This window comes from Telluria sp. RB2R28, assembly GCF_059685835.1.
Genome location: NZ_JCASIK010000005.1, coordinates 417,241 through 435,458, shown reverse-complemented (window position 1 = coordinate 435,458; position 18,218 = coordinate 417,241). Strand labels below are relative to the sequence as shown.

14 protein-coding genes are annotated in these 18,218 nt (G+C 55.7%); 5 read left to right on the top strand and 9 right to left on the bottom strand.

From position 1 onward, the window contains the following. Positions 1 to 84: 84 nt before the first annotated feature. The gene (locus AC56LV_RS20145; protein ID WP_499560176.1) at positions 85 to 1,512 is read left to right on the top strand and encodes an MrcB family domain-containing protein; all 1,428 of its coding nucleotides are present in this window, start codon (positions 85 to 87) and stop codon (positions 1,510 to 1,512) included. 246 nt (positions 1,513 to 1,758) lie between these two features. On the opposite strand, the gene AC56LV_RS20140 is transcribed toward AC56LV_RS20145, so the two are convergent. From AC56LV_RS20140 to AC56LV_RS20130, 3 genes are all read right to left on the bottom strand, one after another. After that, complete coding sequence (locus AC56LV_RS20140; protein ID WP_499560175.1) at positions 1,759 to 2,118, bottom strand: hypothetical protein; 360 nt, start codon at positions 2,116 to 2,118, stop codon at positions 1,759 to 1,761. A 157-nt stretch (positions 2,119 to 2,275) separates the two neighbouring features. Beyond that, the gene (locus AC56LV_RS20135; RefSeq protein ID WP_499560174.1) at positions 2,276 to 2,980 is read right to left on the bottom strand and encodes a hypothetical protein; all 705 of its coding nucleotides are present in this window, start codon (positions 2,978 to 2,980) and stop codon (positions 2,276 to 2,278) included. A gap of 1,015 nt (positions 2,981 to 3,995) precedes the next feature. Next, positions 3,996 to 4,352, bottom strand: a complete 357-nt coding sequence (locus AC56LV_RS20130; RefSeq protein WP_499560173.1) for a winged helix-turn-helix domain-containing protein — start codon at positions 4,350 to 4,352, stop codon at positions 3,996 to 3,998. A 134-nt stretch (positions 4,353 to 4,486) separates the two neighbouring features. Here AC56LV_RS20130 and AC56LV_RS20125 point away from each other — a divergent pair, with 134 nt between their 5' ends. From AC56LV_RS20125 to AC56LV_RS20110, 4 genes are all read left to right on the top strand, one after another. Further along, positions 4,487 to 4,999, top strand: coding sequence for a hypothetical protein (locus tag AC56LV_RS20125; protein WP_499560172.1), 513 nt, complete (start codon positions 4,487 to 4,489; stop codon positions 4,997 to 4,999). A gap of 243 nt (positions 5,000 to 5,242) precedes the next feature. Next, on the top strand, positions 5,243 to 5,662 hold the full coding sequence (locus AC56LV_RS20120; protein WP_499560171.1) for a PH domain-containing protein: 420 nt from the start codon (positions 5,243 to 5,245) through the stop codon (positions 5,660 to 5,662). Between the two features lie 30 nt (positions 5,663 to 5,692). Then, positions 5,693 to 6,694, top strand: coding sequence for a hypothetical protein (locus AC56LV_RS20115; protein WP_499560170.1), 1,002 nt, complete (start codon positions 5,693 to 5,695; stop codon positions 6,692 to 6,694). 1,016 nt (positions 6,695 to 7,710) lie between these two features. Further along, a complete protein-coding gene (locus AC56LV_RS20110; protein ID WP_499560169.1) occupies positions 7,711 to 9,264 on the top strand; it encodes an FG-GAP repeat domain-containing protein in 1,554 nt (517 codons plus the stop codon). Between the two features lie 541 nt (positions 9,265 to 9,805). On the opposite strand, the gene AC56LV_RS20105 is transcribed toward AC56LV_RS20110, so the two are convergent. The 6 genes from AC56LV_RS20105 to AC56LV_RS20080 form a co-directional block, all read right to left on the bottom strand. Beyond that, complete coding sequence (locus AC56LV_RS20105) at positions 9,806 to 10,090, bottom strand: hypothetical protein (protein WP_499560168.1); 285 nt, start codon at positions 10,088 to 10,090, stop codon at positions 9,806 to 9,808. A 338-nt stretch (positions 10,091 to 10,428) separates the two neighbouring features. Beyond that, positions 10,429 to 12,288 carry a DUF4832 domain-containing protein gene (locus AC56LV_RS20100; protein WP_499560167.1) on the bottom strand — a complete coding sequence of 620 codons (1,860 nt, stop codon included), beginning with the start codon at positions 12,286 to 12,288 and terminating at the stop codon, positions 10,429 to 10,431. 836 nt (positions 12,289 to 13,124) lie between these two features. Further along, complete coding sequence (locus tag AC56LV_RS20095) at positions 13,125 to 14,273, bottom strand: glycosyltransferase family 4 protein (RefSeq protein WP_499560166.1); 1,149 nt, start codon at positions 14,271 to 14,273, stop codon at positions 13,125 to 13,127. 22 nt (positions 14,274 to 14,295) lie between these two features. Then, complete coding sequence (locus AC56LV_RS20090) at positions 14,296 to 15,513, bottom strand: hypothetical protein (protein WP_499560165.1); 1,218 nt, start codon at positions 15,511 to 15,513, stop codon at positions 14,296 to 14,298. Positions 15,514 to 15,536: 23 nt separating this feature from the next. Next, entirely contained in the window at positions 15,537 to 16,601 is a 1,065-nt protein-coding gene (locus AC56LV_RS20085) for a GNAT family N-acetyltransferase (RefSeq protein ID WP_499560164.1), read from the bottom strand. Continuing rightward, on the bottom strand, positions 16,583 to 18,217 hold the full coding sequence (locus AC56LV_RS20080) for a GNAT family N-acetyltransferase (protein ID WP_499560163.1): 1,635 nt from the start codon (positions 18,215 to 18,217) through the stop codon (positions 16,583 to 16,585). Before AC56LV_RS20080 ends, AC56LV_RS20085 begins: the two co-directional genes overlap by 19 nt. Between the last annotated feature and the right edge of the window lies 1 nt (position 18,218).

Below are 18,218 nucleotides of genomic sequence, written 5' to 3'. Positions count from 1 at the left end.
GTCTTTTAGGTTCAATCCGTTGAAGCGCTGTTCACAGCTATTGAAATGCGGTACTGTCACTGTTTTACAGCCTTAACAATCCACATGCCATCTGTTACCGAGCTCCTGACCTCCCTCCAGCGACAAAATATGCTGGAAGCAATCAAACTTATTGACGCAGGAGCTGTAACGCAATTTGGTGAGTCAATGAAGTTCGATGTCGTCTTCAATGGAAAGCGGTACTCGCCCAAAGAGATCATAGGTCTTGCTCTGCAGGAAGCATCTCAACGTGAGTTTGGCCCTGCAGACTTCAAACGTGGAACTTCCTCTAGTGCATTTCGGGCCATTCGCAGGTGCGGCCTCACCATCGTTCCTAAAGCAGAAACTAAACTTATCGAGTCCTTAAAAGACGTAATTGGGGAGGTTCTCTTTCTACAAACCCAGTATTCTTCAGAGAACACGTATGAAATGAAACGACGGGGATTTTTAGTTAGAGTCGCGTTACGCGATCTCATCTATAGCAATATCGAACAATTTGAGCCAGTTTTCTCAGCAAGTGGTTACGAATGCGAAGTAGAAGGACGCGACGGCATCGGCCGAAAAGTGATGTCCGCGTGGACTCGAATATACGACCCTGAAATGTCACCCTCTGCAACCCAAGGATGGTACGTTGTTATTCACTTTTCTAGCGATGGAAACTACTTTTACTTGACACTCGGCTGTGGGGCAACGGTCTATAAAGACGGAGATCTCACTGACGTCGATCCCACTGAACTTGCAATTAGAATTGGTTGGGCCAAGCAGTGTTTTGCTAAACAACCGCAGTTTTCCGCGCCATTTTCAGACCAGATTCAGCTGCATGGAAATCATTTATCTAGTCAATTTAAAAAGGCAACTGCATTCGCAAAGCGTTACAAGTTGGATGGCTTTGATGAGGTGGGGTTCTGGGAAGATCTTACCGTACTGACCGAGATGCTTATTAAGATTTACGAATCTGAGCGGCTAGGCAAGATTCCTTTGTCTGGTGCGCCCGAGGTACGCGAGCTTCAATCTCAGGTTTCAGAGACAATACGTCCGAAGAGCAAATCTGGCCGTGGACAGGGGCGATTCCTAAGTCAAGCTGAAAAGACTGCAGTTGAACTTTATGCCATGGCTACGGTTCGTGCTGCTTTGCCGGAATACGGCTTTACTGCTATCGAAGACATGTCTGCTAAGGAGTCTTATGATTTCGCTGCTAAGAAGAATGGCCTTGATTGGTTCGTCGAGGTAAAAGGGACTACCAGCGCTTACGCTGACTCGTTCTTGTTGACGGCGAACGAGCTGATTCTTCACCAGAACAACAAAGGGCGAACGATGCTAGCAATTGTCTATGATATCGATCTTAGTCGGGTTAGGGATGAACCTACGGCTAGCGGCGGACGTCTTTCGATTGAAATACCTTGGAAGCCAGATCACTGGGAATTTAAGGCAACAGCTTACTCGGCGTCACGCAAGAGTTTGCCCCAAATACAAGGCGCAAAAGAAGTTGGCTGACTTTGCCTGCTGACGCTAAATGTTAGCAACAGACTTAGGGAACGTGTATCTCCTGGACAGAAGCCGAACTGTCGTTTAAACCGACAATTTCAGTCCCAAGGCGGGGAAAAAAGTGAACCTTCTTTTTGATCGCAAAGGTGCTGTTTTCTTGACATGTACCGCTTTACCGTTACTCAACAGGCGAAAAAAAAGGCATCAGTGTGAAAAACCCGCCTTGCGGCGGGCTTCGTGGGCATGGTTAGGTGATTAAAAAATTGGAACAAAATCATCAGCACCATCAGCCGCCTTTTGCTCACGGATCAGAGCACCGACCTGAGCCTTAGGCAGCACCGAAGTAGTCCGGTTAGCGGCACGAAACTTTGCAATGCTGAAAACGTCCTGTTCAGTGAACACCTCTGGATTATCAGGGTTATTTTTGCGGCTATTGTTCGTCATCTGCAATGCAAGCACGTCAGCGTCTACATTGTTAGCCAGAGCTGATGCTAGACGCGTTGCGGCATGCCCCGTTCGGTCTGTCTGGTTTGAAGTAACTTGTTCCCATGCGTCAACAGTGCTATCTTTGATCCGTTCAGCATTCGCTAAAATTTTCTCGATCTTGCGACTCATTTTTAGATCCTCTAAGTTAAGCTTACCAAAAAGCAGAGGGCGAAAGTGGAATGCGAACCCGCCCCCCCGCATGTAAATACAAGGCAAATAACCTTTCCAAAAATGCGGCAACGAAGGTGTCAGTGACTTGTTTCGTCACCGCATGAACCTTCTTTGCTCAGGAACGAGAATAGAAGTCCAACCGCTTTTTTAACTCAGAAGCAATTGTACAGTCCAAGTTACCTTTCCAATGCAGTATCGGGGATTCTTCACTAATGTTGAAGTAAACGGACGCGCTATTAGGCGCGCAACGTTGCGGCAAGAAGCCTTGAAACAACGCTGCAATAATGAATGCACCATGTGGAACATAGATGCCATCCGTAACGTACCCAAACGCTCGTTCGGCAACATGCTTCAGTTCATAGCTATCTCTCATCGGGAGAGAGTTAATAGCACGTTGCGGCAAAAGCAAGCTAACAAACGCAAGAGTACGAGCACAATTAATAAGCATGTCAGGAAGACTATCATGTTCCCGTTGCTGTAGCTCTTCTACAGTTAGGCCAAGCATGCTCGCACGTTCCGCCCACATTATTCCCAAACCATATTGAGTAAGGGAAGGATTACGCTTTGCAATAGAAATGATTGCATGGACCGACATCGCGTTTTTAGATACACGTACGCGTCCGAGAGATTCGACTAGCAAGGTATCTAGGGCCTTGGCCCAACCGCCCGAAATACCGTTATCCTTGGCGACAATGTCGAGTGCCGTGTTTAATGCAAGCGACTGATCAGCCGTACGCAACTTACGAGCATCTTTACGGCATTTACTTACGGTGCGGCCTGATGGAAACTTTAGATAGTCAATGTGATTGACGTAAGACAATTTCGCCTCCGTGCAGGAAAGACGGCCGCCGACCACCGTATCCTGAGGATACGAAAAAGATTGAGTTATGTACTAACGCAGTATCCTGAAGTGGAATGCGCCAACGCATTGTTGGTCGGCGAAGCAAGCCCTGCGAACGACTTTCACAGATACTAACTGCCAATCGCATTTAGCACAAGAGGTAAGTTTGTGCGCTAGCCTGTTCACTTGGCGTAGTAAAGTTGGGACTTACACGCAGAGGCATAGCAAGATGGCAACGTCTATGCTGGCGGTATCCCGGACACCTCCATCCTACATAATTGCAAAAACGAAGATAGCATTGGATGTTTGGGATCGTTGAAACGTGATCTAACGCTGAAAAGCAAAGCGTCGACGCACGAACGAAACTAGGTGACGCGCAAATGCTTGGGCGGAGAGAGCTAGACGAATGGTAAATAACGAATTGCATTTAAGCAACTAAAGAGTGCAGACACGCTCAAAATGTTAAACGTAAGTGACTGCTAAATTATTACTTTATTGAGATATACTGACTGTAGTGCTTTTATATAAAACTCTGTAGATAAAGGATAGTTTTAACGATACACATTGTTCGGAAGGTAGAGGTAGGAGGTTCGGATCCTCTCACCTGACCAAAATAAGTTGTGTGTCAAGATCTGTGCCTATTAGGTTAGGGACGAGACGGGCTAGCCCCCGTAATCGCACGCAGTGCGATTTCTTGCGAAGTAGGATAGACGCATCGTAGGTATTCCAAAGGGCGCCACTTCGCGAAGGCCGCAACGGCTGTATTACGGCGGTACCTCAGGGAAGGTACGCCGCTACGGGCCTGTGTTCGAGTTCACCTTCTGCCTATGCTTTAACTGGCGCAGGATCACAAAATGAGCTTCCGACTCTTCCTGACTGTGTCGGTTCAAGCGACAGTTCAACTGTGTGCACACGACGTCACCAGAAGAGCCGCCACTTGCAATAAATTAAATTCGCAGAGATCGGCTTGCATGTCAGCCCGATACCGCCTGTATTAGCCGTTGGCTGCCTGAACGAGGCACTTGGAAAGCTTGTCGAAATGAAGCAGCGCCGCTTGGGTCAACTCGACTTGCTTGCGCCGTGTGTCCTCTGTGTCGGCCAACACGATCCAGCCTTTTTCGCGCATGGATTTGAGTCGACTGTGGACGGTGGCGGGTGAGCCCAACTCGTCTTTGGCCATCATGTCCCGCACTGACAGGCGCTCGTCATCCTGCCCAGCACGAGCTACCATTGCCAAAATACGCTCCTCCAGTGGATCAAGCGATGGAAGAGATGGCAGCCCCCTCAATACCTCGGCTAGCTGCAGGAAGCGCAAGTAGATATCAGCGGGTCTGGTCGGCTTGTTTGGCATGAGAATTACGTCACAGGGTATATAATTTCTGGGATATCCTACTGGGATTGCTATAAAAACTAGCTTAAATTATATCTGAAAGCCCCGTCCTGATGTCGCACGCCCGCCTGCAAGTGTCCATGGTCATCGGAACGATGACCGCCTTTATCCTCATGCTGGCCGTAAACGAGTGGCTTTTTACCAGATTCGAATTTGCTCCAGGTATAAACTGGGTCTACGTGCCAGCTGGTATGCGCCTGTTAAGTACCCTATTGTTTGGCACGGCTGGCGCGGTCGGTCTCCTCCTAGTGTCGTGGCTGGCCTGCTTCTTTTACTTCTTTCCCGACGACGTTGTCCGCTCCTTCATGGGCGGAATTCTCGCCACAGCAGCGCCGTATATGGCGTACCTAATCGCCCAGCGAGCATACGGGCTGCATGCGTCCCTTGCCAATTTGTCGCCCCGTCGGTTGCTAATGTGCGTCTTAGGCTATTCGGTCGCAAGCCCATTACTACATCATATCTGGTTTGCGATCCAAGGCGACACCGACAACCTACTACATAGCTTTGTCGTGATGGCCGTCGGCGACCTAACAGGCACACTGATCGTTATCTATACGATGAAGATGCTGCTCTCTCTCCTACCGGTACCTAACTATAAATCCGATTAGTCTGAGCCGTTATGTGCGCTCTGGCCGCAGTTGCTCGCGTGAACAGAAACGCTAGTGACCTGTAGCCGCCGGTGCAGTCGTGTATTTTTGATGCCACTAGCCAACGTTTCTCCTTTGCAACCTGGTAGGTCGGCTGCTATAATTTTCCAGCGCAAGGGCAGTACATGTCGCCAAGAGACGAAATGATATTGTGCATGCGACGCTGTTGAAGGGAAACAAGAGACCCATGAGGAAACGACCACTATGCATGAGCAAAACAGTGAAGTTCTCATTTGGGAGGGTCAGCCTTCGCTGCTCGCTTCCGCTGGGACGTTCTTTTTTTGCGCAGCCCTCTCTTGGTTAATCTTTCCTATCGTAGTCGCCGCATATGAATATTTTCACCTGCGTAGCACGCGGTATCGAGTGACGTCCGAACGAATCATGATTTCCAAAGGCATCCTCTCAACAACCACCGAGGAGCTGGAACTGTACCGCGTCAAGGATCTTGCCCTTGATTTTCCATTGCTGTTGCGCCTAGTGAGCAAGGGCAACATCAGAATTATTTCCACTGACAAGACTACCCCGGCAATAACACTAGAAGGTATTGCAGACGCGGATCCGATCAAGGAAGCGATCCGTGCTGCGGTCGAGCGCCTGCGGAATAAAAAACGCCGTATTGTCTAATCAAGCTGCTATCCCCGGAAATATTAATTCATGCTTAAAGTCCTAATGATCCTGCTCATTGCGTCGTCCCTCGCGACCAATGCACCAGCACAGGAACCGTCAGCCCAGGAAGAACCTGCCATAGTAAAGACAGGTATGTTGTTCGACACCTCCGGCACCGCCTGCTACGAGCGAATGCAACGCCTGGAAGACCTCAAGCGCACAGGCTTTTCCAACGACGCGGCGTGGGTCGATATCTTGAACGACAAGGTCGATACCAAGGCGTTCGGCGTGCTGGCTAATGACTGGGACGAGCAAACGACAGCAGAATTTCTTGCTTCACTCGAACTATGCAGTGAGTCGCCTTCCATGCACTCGGTCTGGGACGCAGATTTTTTGTCGGTAGTGAGGCAGGAATTCCCAAGTTACCTCGCCGAGAAAAAACGCATTATATTGACAGCATTCCGTTACCATGAGCCGAGCGCATCAGGTTCCGGCATTTCCATTTCCTGCTTTGACCTGCTACGCTATCCTGCCATCGGCAACAACGGAAATGCAACTGCCATTCTCCCAACTGAGCATACATTTGGGAAAAAATTTCTTGATTTTGACGACGGCGATTATGAATTCATAAGCCGAAAAACTAGCGAATGCAAGGCAGCGACCTTGAAAATACAAGAATATGGAAACGCTGACTTGAAGAACGAGATGCAATTGCTGGACGTGTTGGGCAAAACAATAAGCGAACAGTGGAAGCCGTTGCAGCTGACAATGATCGAGGATCATACGACGAAGGCGGCGGCGAAAGCGCACGCGGCCACAATTTCTGAAGAAAAAAATCGGCGCCTCAACGAGCCGAGCTTTGTGGAACGTCTCGCCGACTATATGGGTAAGGCCGGGGCTGCAGGAATGATCATGTGCGCGGCAATGACAGCGAAACCAGATAAACGCTATAAAAACGGGTTAAAGGGGAATTGGGTGGCTCCGCGCTGGATGATCGTAGCCTTTGCCTCGTCACTTGGTATTTTTATCATTAGCTGGATAATCGGATAGAAAGCGGAGCGCGGGGAACCTTGGGATCGAGGGATCGAGGGATCGAGGGGTCAATGGATCGTCGACAACTCTAACCCCGTTTGCAGGACGTCAACGGCAGAAGTTTTATCGTCCTTCTGCAAGTCGGCATTTCAGGTCAGTAAACCGTCTCCTACGAACGTGGTCTGCCACGCAGTTCGTTCAAGCCAGCGAACTGGAGAGAGCTAATAGAGTACCGAGGGTAAGCATGTTAACGTTTGTTACGACGGCATCGCACTTTCGGTTAGCCTAAAGTCATACACGTTGCCTAGAGTAAAAATTGGCGCCCGAAGCGTAGAGATATACGGTCCACACGGAAGTTCTCGCTTCGCAACTCGTCGGTACTATAGTACTAATTCTGATACTTCACGAAGAAGCAGCTAGCCACGAACTGCATTTCCACAGACCTCTGATAACCGTTTTCTATGTTCGGGACGTAGAGGCCCGAGATTCGTATCCGCTGACCCCGACCACATTTTCTTGTAAAATCCAATGACTGCAAAAGTCCGAGCTATTGGGACTTTGTCATTTCTAGACTCTGATCTCCTGTCCAGAAGGAGCTACCAATGGCAAATGGCGTTCTTCAAGCTGGTCAGGCAGTAGTAGCTTACGCGGTCGCGAGCCCCCTGTTACATCAGATTTGGTTTGCAATTGACGACGATACTAACGGCCTGACATGCCGCTTTTTCGTGATGGTTGTCGGGATCTGATGAGCACAATGCTCGTCATCCACGATGAAGATGTTGCTCTCGCTCCTACCAGCCCCTGACCATCAACCCACACAGCCTTAGTCGTTACGCGCACTCGTGCGAAGGTTGGCACGAATTGACATAAAAAAATTCACACTGGATTGCACTTTGTGCAGATTCACGCCATTAATGCTATAATTTTTATAACGGTATCGCACACTTCTCAGTTGACCGATATCGAGCACGTCCTCAGATCCGGTGACAGCAGGCCGAATCGTGGCGCACCGTAATTTAATTAAAGAGACATAGATGAAACTTACTGTCAATATCCTAATGCTGGGTTCGGTCACTGCGATGCTTGCGGCGTGTGGTGGCGGTGGTGGTTCCAGCAGCAGCCCTGTTGCCTCGAATCCCCCCCCAATCCCGGTTCCAACCCCTGTTCCGGTTACGCCCCCACTCCCTACTCCGATCGATCCCTCGCGCTTCAACACTGTTGTCACAAGCCAGGCGGCGGCGGTGAATGCCCCAGAGGAAAACGTGTTGCGTCCAAGCGGTATTATCAACGTGTACACTGCCCCCCGCACTTACGCGTATAGCGACTTCAACGGCGACGGCTGCACGGACATGGTCGTAGCGCCTACGTATTTCGATCATAAGGCTACCCTGCCCTTGGAAATTTATCAGGGCGACTGCAAAGGTGGTTACGTAAAAGCGACCGACGTTATAATTGCCGGTGCTATCCCGACGACGGGATCGGTGAACAACATTTTCGTGCGTGACTTCAACGGTGACGGCCGTGACGACATTATGATCATCGATCAAGGCCTAGAAGACCAGGACGCGATGAGTCCAGGCTTCGACGGTGCAAAAAATATCCTGCTACTCAGCAACTCAACGGGCAAGCTGACTGCGCAGGCATCCACGTTCATGGATGACAACGGTGCGAAGTTTAACCACCTTAGCGCCGTTTCTGACATTGACGGTGACGGATCGCCTGACCTTGTGCTAGTGCGTTTGGGCGGCCCGAAGTTTGGCAAAGGTGGAGCGCAAGTGTTCCTAAACGACAAGCACGGCCACTTCACCGAGAAGACTGCTGATCTGCTCCCGGCCGAGGTAACCCCAAGTTTGAACACTTTCGATACTAGCGGCGCGGCAATTTCTGATCTCGACGGCGACAATAAGCCAGAAATCATCCTGACGTCATACTCCACGCAGCAAACTGTCATCCTAAAGGTCAGCGCGCAGACCGGCAAATACGTAGTCGGCAACCGGTACGACATCCCGAAGCAATTCGCGGACATTGGCTACGTCTCACCCACCAAGGCAGCTGACAACGGTCGTGGACTCGGTGGATCCAGCATTGCTGTCGCCGACTTCAATGGTGACTCCAAAAAGGATATCGCGATTCTTTGGGAAGGGTCGAACAAGTCGCACGTGCAGATCTTGCAAAGCACGGGCGGCACGGACTTTATGGATGCAACGGGATGGCTCGACGGCAACGCTGCGACCGGTACGATATCTCGCCTGAGTGCAATTGATGCAAACAGTGACGGTACGGCTGATCTGGTTGCTGAGTCGTTCAGCTATTCCATTAACGACCTGGCTACCAAATCCCCTTACTTGGTGTACAACAAAGTGTCGAACAAGATGACTTACTTGAACATCTTAGGTGAGATGACCCCAGCGCAATTTGCAGCGGCGAATAAGCTGCAAGCGGACAAACAAATGGGCTTCCGCGTAGTCGACCTAAACCATGATAATAAGCTGGACTTCCTGGTTGTCGATGCAGGCGGACTCACGAAAGTGACCGACAAGCTTCTCTATTACTCAAATGCAACATTTTACGGCGCGATCGCAAAATAGGAATCAAGCAGGTACACATCAAGGGAATACACCGATCACGTATAGTTTGATGCCTCCCGGTGGTACATCGAGACAAGGCAGGGATGGGCTGTGGCAATCGCACGCATGGCGACTTCGTGCGAAGGTCGTGACAGGCGTGTCGTGTGGCTGCTACGGTGCAGATTTGCCTAGGAGGTCGTTGTCGGCTGATTAAAGGTTGTGGTCTTGCGACACTTCACTGAAAGGAAAAATCGAGCCATAAAGGCAGCTTGTGCACCTGATTTTCTTTGCTTTCGCAGTTCTCAACAGTGTAGTACTCAGTGTAGTACTCCTTCAAGAATTTGCCAAACGTCCGCAATATACGGGCTCTGTTAAATCGCACTCATTATTCGGGACGTAGAGGCCGGAGGTTCGAATCCTCTCACCCCGACCAGACAATCAAAAGCCAGACGAGGCGTCAGCCGGTCTGGCTTTTCATTTGTCCATGCATGGATCAGTGGTCGTCTTGCGCGATACCGAGTTGCGTCACGTTGTGATTGTCTTCAGGCTGCGATTGCAGCGTTCACAGCATCAAAACCCGTTTCCTCCCGCAGCAATACACGCCATGGTAATACTGCGAATTTTTACCGCAAACGATACACCCGAATTCCGGTACGCCCGGCGGCTTCGATTTATACGCCTTGACCTCGACGCCATTGGCGTCCCAGCTCGTTCCGACCAATTCAAAGCCTGCGGCACTGGCCTCGGATGCCGACGCTGCTTCATACGCCAGAAACAACACGGTTTCACGCTTGCTGGTGGCGCTGTATTCCGCCGCCCGTGCCTGCCATGAGGCAAAACTGTTCATCGTGTGCTGTCCTGGTCTCAAAGGTGGTCTGATGCGGCCGATCAGACACAAGCTGCCAGTCTACACCAGTGCCGTGACGCCGACGTTCTGGCGCCGGCCGCCACCGACAAATTTAGCACCATCAGCCCCGCCAGATCCTGCGTGGTGTTGCCGGCAAACGCCGCGCGGCTGACCTCGCCATTCTCCAGGCAAGTCAGCACGACCGCCCTCACCTGCGCCAGCTTACAGCCCAGCACGCCCTGGAAGAAACGCCGAAACGCAAAAGCCAGACCGGCAAACCGGCCTGGCTCTTTTATTGCCCGCCTTTCGGCATCAGGCCGCGATTCTGCTTATGGTGCTTATGGTGCGACGCCAACCGTATGCTGCAGATTGTTGAACCCGGTCGACGCTTCCCACGTGTTGCTGTTGGCCAGCTGGATCGCATACTCGGGGCGATCGCGCAGCGACGCCTGTGGATCCGGCAGGTTCAGCAGCACCGAGTACGAACCGGCCGCCATATTGGCGGGCAGCGCCACGGTCTGGTTGATCGTCACGGTCTGGTTCGACAGCCAATGGCGGGGGTCGGTTGCCAGCTTGACGCGGTGGGTTGCCCCACTTGCCGTGTTGCGGAACACGAGTTCCACGTCACGGCTGTTGAATGGCGCCGACCAGCCCTCGTTCTGCAGCTGCAGGTTGACGACGAAGCCGCCACCAGGTTTCGCCGTGCGCGAGAACGCGCCGCTCTTGAGCACGAAGCGGTAGCCCAGCTTTTGCTTGACCTGGGTAAAGCAACCCTGCGTTTTCCAGTTGTTCAGCACCGTCGTGTTGTAGTCCAGGTTCAGGTACGACCAGTGGAAGCGGCCCATTTCGGCAAGGGCGGTCGGGCAATCGCTGCGTGGCGGCGCGTAGTTGCAGGTCTCGCCGCCCGATGGGACGTAGTTCGTTTCGGCCGCCAGGTACGGGAACTCCACCGATGGATTGATATAGGTGCCGTAATCCGACGCGTTGGACAGGAAGCAATCGTTGTGGTGGCCCAGGCGCGCCTTGGCCGAACCGTTGTAGGCCTCGCTCGGGGTCAGTGCGGTCGGGGTGTACAGCTTGGTCTTGAACAGGGGCATGCGCAACTGCACCATGCGTTCGGCCGGCACCACTTGCAGCAGCTTGTCGACCACCGATTTGCGGTCAGCAATGTTCTTGGCAGTCATGTTGTAGCTGTCGCCATAGTTGTTGGTGTTGCCCCACTCGCCCCAGGCACCGATCAGGCCAGCTTGCACGACGGCGATAATGTCCTTGTTGGCTGTCAGGTACGGCGCCAGCTGCGTCAGGTGGGTGTTGACCATCGCCGGGGTCGCATCGACCGGCGAGTTGTTGTCGTTGTAGGCGAAGCGGACGATGGCTTTCAGACCAGCCTTGCGCACTGTGTCCATCTGTTGCTGGAACAGATTGAGCGTGGTCTGGCTGATCGGTGCGTTGACGAAGCTGCGCAGATAGAACACGCACAGCATCAGCGATTCACCGCCCGAGGTGCGGAAGCTCGTCAGTTGCGACTGGCTCAGGGGCGTTTCGCAGCCAACGTGGCGGTAAAAGCCGCGCTCCGGGTTGGTGATGATGGCCGTGCTGGCGGTGTAGTTCACTGGCACCGTGGCGCCCGGGGTTGGCGTTGGCGTTGGCGTTGGCGTTGGCGTCGGGGTTGGCGTCGGGGTTGGCGTCGGCGTCGGTGTTGGCGTCGGTGTTGGCGTCGGTGTTGGCGTCGGCGTTGGCGTCGGCGTTGGCGTTGGCGTTGGCGTCGGCGTCGGCGTCGGGGCAGGCGTTGCCTTGGTGATCGACAGGCGCAGGATCGGCGAAAGTTGCGCTGGCGGATCGGTCTGGGTAATGACGCTGATGTTGTCCGCACCGCCAAGCTCGGCGCGAGTTACCGTCATCGTCGCCAGGTTATTGGCCGATGCGTACGGCACGGTTTTCACGAAGGTCCAGGCCCAGGAGCCGTTGCGGCCGCTGTAGCGGTACAGGCGGCCATTCTCGATCATGTAACCGGCGCCGACGCCGTTGAATGCGTAGCCGGTCGTGGTGACGGCATCGTTATCGATGTACACGCGCACCCAGGCCGGCGTACCGGTATAACGAATGCGGATGCTCAGATTGGTGCCATCGCTGCTGGCCGTCGTCGGTCCCGCCGTGACCGAGGCCAGTGCGACAGGCGCAGCGACGGCAGCCGACATCAGCACCGGGCTGGAAAGGAGTCCCGCGCATAGCAGTGCGAGCCCGATTGGGCGACGGACGGAAGGAACGGAAGTGATGTGAATAGGTGACATTTGAAAATCGCTTTATATAAAAATCCAACAACCGGCGCGTGACGATCCAGTCGCCGCTTGCAGAGCAAGTGGCGGGAAGCATCCGCAGACGAAGAGCGTGACAATCCCGCTGCCACTCGCACCGGAATGGCAGGGATATCCGCAGGACCTGCTGAAATGGACTAGCTGTATCGACTGGCGATCAGCTAGCGGCGGGGAAGCGCGGCAAGGCGCTATGGTGGATAACTGGCGACGAGAAGACAGATGGTCTTCCCACGACATGACGCGAGAAAGCGCACACAGACATCCCCTGCTGGGCGTGCTGTGGCTACAACGACGTGCTATCGATCATGGCATCTCCTCATTCCTGGAATCATGAAATCGTTTGAGTTTCCTCAAAGAGATTGGTTCCGAGAAATAAAAAATAATTTCCTTGAGAAAAATGTCACCGCTTTGGTTCCCTGGCGGCCCATCACGGGTGCAATGGGCTAGCAGGAATTCAGCGCCAACGTCTGATGTGTGTCAGAAAAATGCTTCTTAAAAATTCAAACACTAGCGTTGGAGATGCTTCGTCTCAATTAGTTCCCTAAATATTTTTCTTTGGGAAAACTGAAACGTTGCAACATTGCTCTAAGCAATTGCAGGTGGGTAATTTTTAAAGCATGGCGCAGCCGGAGCATGCTCGAGGCTGGTAGAGAAGCGATGAGGTTGGGAGAACAACAGAGGAGAGTTGCTGCTTGTGGGGCTTGATGACACTACGTGGCTCATTCTGCAACGGCGTCATCCTTGACACCGTGCGTGCACGTCGATGGTGTGAACACGGCTTCCCAGATACGCGATATTTTCTCTATCGAGAACCGCTCTCGCGCATCGACGGCGCGCTGCGCGAATCTTGCCCGCGCACGGCTGTCATGCATCAGGGTATCGAGCGCCGAGGTCATGCCATCGATATCGCCAGGCGCCACCAAAACCCCGTCGATTCCGTGGCGGATGATGTCCCGGGGGCCGGTGTCGCAATCGAAGCTCACCGCTGGCAAGCCATACGCCATGGCTTCGACCAGGGTGTTGGGAAAGCCCTCGAAATGTGAACTCATGGCATAGAGACTGGCGCGCGCGTACCAGTCGCCCATATTGCCGACACTGCCGGGCAAGAACACGCGCTGCCCCAGCCCGCCGGCCCGCACCTGCGCAGACAACGCCGCGCGCTGCACGCCCTCCCCCAGAATGACGAGGTCCCAGTGCGGGTGCAGGGGCGCCAGTCGGGCAAAGATGGCAATCAGGGTCGCGAAGTTTTTCTCATCGCTGAGCCGGCCAACACCCAGCAGGATCTGCCGGCCAGGCGCGCACGAGGTCGCGGGACTGACCTGCGGCGCATGCTGCGACAACGGCCACACGACAGGGTTCGGAATCACGAGAACGCGCCGGGCATGGGAATGGCGTTCCAGCCAGTGCGCGCATTCGTGCGTCAGCGCGACGACGGCGTGTAAGTGGCCATAGGCATGACGCCGCAACGTTTCCCACACCACACCCATCGGCGCCTTGGGCGGGAAATTATGCTCAGAGCCGACCGTGCGCAGGCCAGGCAGGCCGCGCGCCGCCAACGCCAGCACGACATTGGCCGTGTGCATGGCGGACAGGGCGGCAGCGGGCTGCACCTCGCGCAGCACCCGGCGCAGCGCGCGCGCGCGCCGGGCCGTGCGCACGATGCCTGCGAACAAGCCGCCACCCTGGCCAGCGAGATCAAGGCAGCGACGACCAACGCCGGCATCAAGCACATAGAAATCACGCGCCTGCGGGCCCACGGTCACCACCGTGACGGCCCAGCCAAGCGACGCCCAGTAGTTGGCCAGGTTGGCGACCACGCGCTCGGCGCCGCCATTTTCCAGCGAGTGAATGTAGATCAGTAATCGCATTGTCGAACGTCGCCTCCAGGTTTCATTGCACCACCAGCGCCATGTGCCCGGGATACGCATGTGCACGCTGTGCCAAGTGACGATCCAGGCAGACCGTGCCGGGCCTGGCGCTGACCGATGGATTGGCGACGATGCGGCCGTCGAAGTCGCCGGTAATCGTGCCGTGCAGCGCGATGCGGTCCCATACCCGGGATGTGGTCGCTTTGACAAAGCGGGCTTCGTGGTCAAACAGGAACAGGCTCGTGACGGGAGCAGCATGGGCGACATGGACCGTGGCGTCGATGTTGCGGATCGTGCCTTCAGTTTGATCGCCCTGGTGATAAAGGTGAATATAGCTGCCGTAGTTGCCCTCGCCCGAAGCCGCGAGCACGATCCGTACGTTCTTTACATTACCCACGCTGGCACCAGAGCAAATCAGCGCGATGAGCCCATTGCTACCAGGCCACTGGGCGGTGCTGGATGCCGTTACCCGGATGTCGGCATTGCGCAGCGCCGACGCGATGACGGCCCGTCGCACGTCGTGACAGACCAGGTCGATGTCGGCATTCTCCCTGACGAAACTGGCGTTGACGCCGTAATACGCGTAGCGCACTTCGCCGTGGACACGAATATTGGAAAGAAAGCGTCGCGTGGCGGCGTTGTTATGCGACGAGAGCAGACTCACGACCCGTTCGGCATAGCAGTCGACCAGCGTGAAGCCGTGGCTCGGCCGGTCCGCCTGGATCCCCACGCACACCATGCCGCGCCAGTCGGGCCGCGGGTCGAATCCTGCATCGGCGAAGCTGGCGCCGGCAATCGTGATGTTCTGAAAATTGAAGAAGTAAAACAGGTTGGGCATGACGTTGGCCGCCGTCGTGACCTTAAACAGGGCGCCGTACGCCGAGATGGCAATGTCGCGCGCATTGCGGCACAGCACGAGCGTCGCGGCGTCGGTGCACTGACCAAAATCGTAGACACCGCGCGGGACCAGCAGCGTGCCACCGCCTTGGTCCGCCAGAGCATCGAGTGCCTGGCGAAACGCCCCCACCAGCGCTGCCGTTTGCGCCCCGGGCAAACCGCCGTAGTCAGCCAGGCTGACGATGGCTGGCGGCACCACGGCGGCCTTGATGCCGCCCACCTGGTTACGCCGGGGCTGGCCTCCTGTTGCATCGCCAACCGGGGCGGGCAATAACGCCGCCGCTGCGCCAAGGACGGCGCCACGCAGCAATAACTTGCGCCGCTTTGTCGACAGGCTCTTCATCGGGTCACCATACGGGCAACGTGTCACTTGCGCCGCTGTAACAGGTAAAACGCCTTGAACACGAGTCGGGCCCAGGTCGCCCCCTTGTGCTGATGCAGCAGTTGCCTGGCCGATCGCGTGGCTGCGGCGATCATGGCGCCGATCGCATGATCGATGTTGCGCAGCAGTTTTATGGGCGAACGATAGAGATGCACTTCGTCCATGTAAAACGGCACCCCCAGCAAGCGTTCCTTGAAAGCGAACACGCCGCCGCCCAGATAGAACCGGGTTCCGCCGCGCACGATGCTTTCGCAGATCGTCAGGAAAACGCACAACTTGCCAAGCCCGAATTTTTCATACTGGGGGTCGTACCCCATCGCGTCGCCAAAGAAGCTGGCGCCAACCTGGTAATTGACGGAGCCGGCGCAGATGCGGCCATCGATCAGGATCACATGCACGAATCCGCACAGCCTGGCCAGCCGGGTAAGCCGCGCCACATCGTAGAAAAACACGGCGTCCCCGGCATTGATCTTTTGTTCGCTCAACGCGACGATCGCCTGAATATGGCGCTCGTCGATGTCGTCGTTGACGAAAAAGCGCGACTCGAACGACGGGAAGTGGCGCCGGATGCCATTCAGGCCCTGGTTGATGCTGGCACGCGTGGACTTGCCGATGCGCGCCTTGTAGGCATCGGGCGTGGCAGGCAGCGTGACGACATAGCTGCCCTTGGCCCGGTACTGTTGCACCGGGAATCCGAGCGCGCGGGTCGCGGTCTTGACGGCCTTGAAACTGATGACGTCAATCTGCGGAAAATGCGCGAAGACATGGGTCACGAAGCGCGCCATCTCGGCTTCTTCGACCTCGATCATTTCGTTGATGACGTTGATCCGCCTGCCGCTGAATGTAAACAGCAGCACCGTGCTGGGCGCGCCGGCGCGATGGGCCAGGTAGCAACTGGCGTTCTCGATCGACCGGAACACCTTGAAAAACGCCAGCGACGAATGCAGCGATGCATAGGTCGTCACCAGGGCCTCTTCGACGCCGGCGGGGATCTGCCCCACGTGGCACGTGACGCCGTCGGGCGGGGAAATCAATGCGCTTGCATGCATGCCGGTTGCTCCTGTTGCAGGTTGGCCGGGCTGAAACCACAGCGCGCCAGGTTGTTGTCCAGGTCAGCGCTCAGGCTGCCCTGATAGTAAATCGCCGCCTGCGGATCGCGACGCCGGATGTCCTGCACGACGCCTGCAATGAATGCCTCGACCAGATCGGGCTGCATGCATTGCCGATGCACATATAACCCAGACAGGACCATGCCAGCGCCCGCCGTGGGCCCATTCGCCCAGCAAAACAGGCCCAGCCGGTTGCCGTGGACAAGGCTGTAGAAATGGTCGGATCGCTCCATCCGCTTCATGACCGTGTTCAGGAATGCGCAGTAACCCAATGCCGCATCGTTGGCGTCAAATTGCAGCACATCAGGCAAGCTGTCGCGGGATGGCAGCAGTGTGCATGCAGGCTGGCCGAAAGGCCCGGAACGAAGGATGCGAGAGACGACTTGAGGGTGTGCGCGGCGGCGCACCCACCCGGCGGCGACGCTTGCCCAGCGCTGCGGCCGGATGCCATGCACGACAGCGAGCACGTCATGGTGGCGCCAGCCGGCCCAGGCCGCCAATGCCCTGGCGGCATCGACCAGGCGCTGGCGCGCCGCCGTCAGCAGGAAGCTGCGCAGATCGCGGTGGATCGTCAGCGTCGAGACGTGATCGTGCGCCGTCGCAAAATGCTCCTTGTATCCGTCGCCGCCCGGCGTCAGGTCGAGCAACGGCATCTGCTGCGCCGCGAGATGCACGCCCAGCATGGCCAGGAGCAAATTGCCGGGGGAGTGAGCGGACGTGGCCGGGTGATAGGTATTGATCCCGAGATGCACGGCCCGGCCGGCGCTCAAGAGGCCGATGTGGGATGCAGCAATGGCGCCGTCCACGGTCAGGATCGTGACGTGGAGCAGCCCTTGCCGGTGTAGCGCGATATAAAAACGCTTTTTTGCCGCGTCGAGCGAGAACGGCCTTGCGCGGTACAGCGCCGCCTGCCTGAAATCGTACTGGTCGCCAATGGCGTCGATGATCCGCAAGAAATGGTCATGCTCGACAACCTGCTCGAACCGCACCGCGCCCAGCCGGCCCAGGCGATTGGCATTCTGCCGGTGATTTTTCTTGTTGCGCTGCCGGTGCATCGCAACCGCATCGATCTGCATCAGTGGCCGGCGCACGCAGCGCAGTGTGACCCACCGTCGTGCATCGGATGCTTCGTTGCGCCACGCACCGAGCCACGACAACGGCGTGCCAGCCGGCAGGTAACGCAACGCGAGATCGGCGCGCGGAAGATGCTCGCGGATGGTGCGCAGCGCTTCCGTGATGAACAGTGCGCCGGCGTCCGGGGGCTGCAGCCAGCCCTGGTATTCGGCATGGCGTTCCCCGGCGCCGGTGAGGCGCCGGCCCTTGTCGTCCAGCGCCAGGGGCAACAGGCCGACCAGCGCGCCATCGGCGCTTTCCTGCAGAACGATAACGGGCACGAACAGCGCCCCGTACAAGCCGTACCACGGCAAGACGAAATCGGGGTGCTGGCAGGCAGTGGCCCAGGGGCAGACGGCATGCAGCGCCCGCCACGCCGTGACGAACGTCTGCGCGCCGATATGGGCCAGTGCGGCGTCGCCGGTCAGTAAGCGCAGCGTCATA

Coding starts and splice junctions, on each gene's coding strand:
- AC56LV_RS20145 (WP_499560176.1), top strand. CDS start 85: ATGCCATCTGTTACCGAGCTCCTGACCTCCCTCCAGCGACAAAATATG.
- AC56LV_RS20140 (WP_499560175.1), bottom strand. CDS start 2,118: ATGAGTCGCAAGATCGAGAAAATTTTAGCGAATGCTGAACGGATCAAA.
- AC56LV_RS20130 (WP_499560173.1), bottom strand. CDS start 4,352: ATGCCAAACAAGCCGACCAGACCCGCTGATATCTACTTGCGCTTCCTG.
- AC56LV_RS20125 (WP_499560172.1), top strand. CDS start 4,487: ATGACCGCCTTTATCCTCATGCTGGCCGTAAACGAGTGGCTTTTTACC.
- AC56LV_RS20120 (WP_499560171.1), top strand. CDS start 5,243: ATGCATGAGCAAAACAGTGAAGTTCTCATTTGGGAGGGTCAGCCTTCG.
- AC56LV_RS20115 (WP_499560170.1), top strand. CDS start 5,693: ATGCTTAAAGTCCTAATGATCCTGCTCATTGCGTCGTCCCTCGCGACC.
- AC56LV_RS20110 (WP_499560169.1), top strand. CDS start 7,711: ATGAAACTTACTGTCAATATCCTAATGCTGGGTTCGGTCACTGCGATG.
- AC56LV_RS20105 (WP_499560168.1), bottom strand. CDS start 10,090: ATGAACAGTTTTGCCTCATGGCAGGCACGGGCGGCGGAATACAGCGCC.
- AC56LV_RS20100 (WP_499560167.1), bottom strand. CDS start 12,288: ATGTCGGCTGCCGTCGCTGCGCCTGTCGCACTGGCCTCGGTCACGGCG.
- AC56LV_RS20095 (WP_499560166.1), bottom strand. CDS start 14,273: ATGCGATTACTGATCTACATTCACTCGCTGGAAAATGGCGGCGCCGAG.
- AC56LV_RS20090 (WP_499560165.1), bottom strand. CDS start 15,513: ATGAAGAGCCTGTCGACAAAGCGGCGCAAGTTATTGCTGCGTGGCGCC.
- AC56LV_RS20085 (WP_499560164.1), bottom strand. CDS start 16,601: ATGCATGCAAGCGCATTGATTTCCCCGCCCGACGGCGTCACGTGCCAC.
- AC56LV_RS20080 (WP_499560163.1), bottom strand. CDS start 18,217: ATGACGCTGCGCTTACTGACCGGCGACGCCGCACTGGCCCATATCGGC.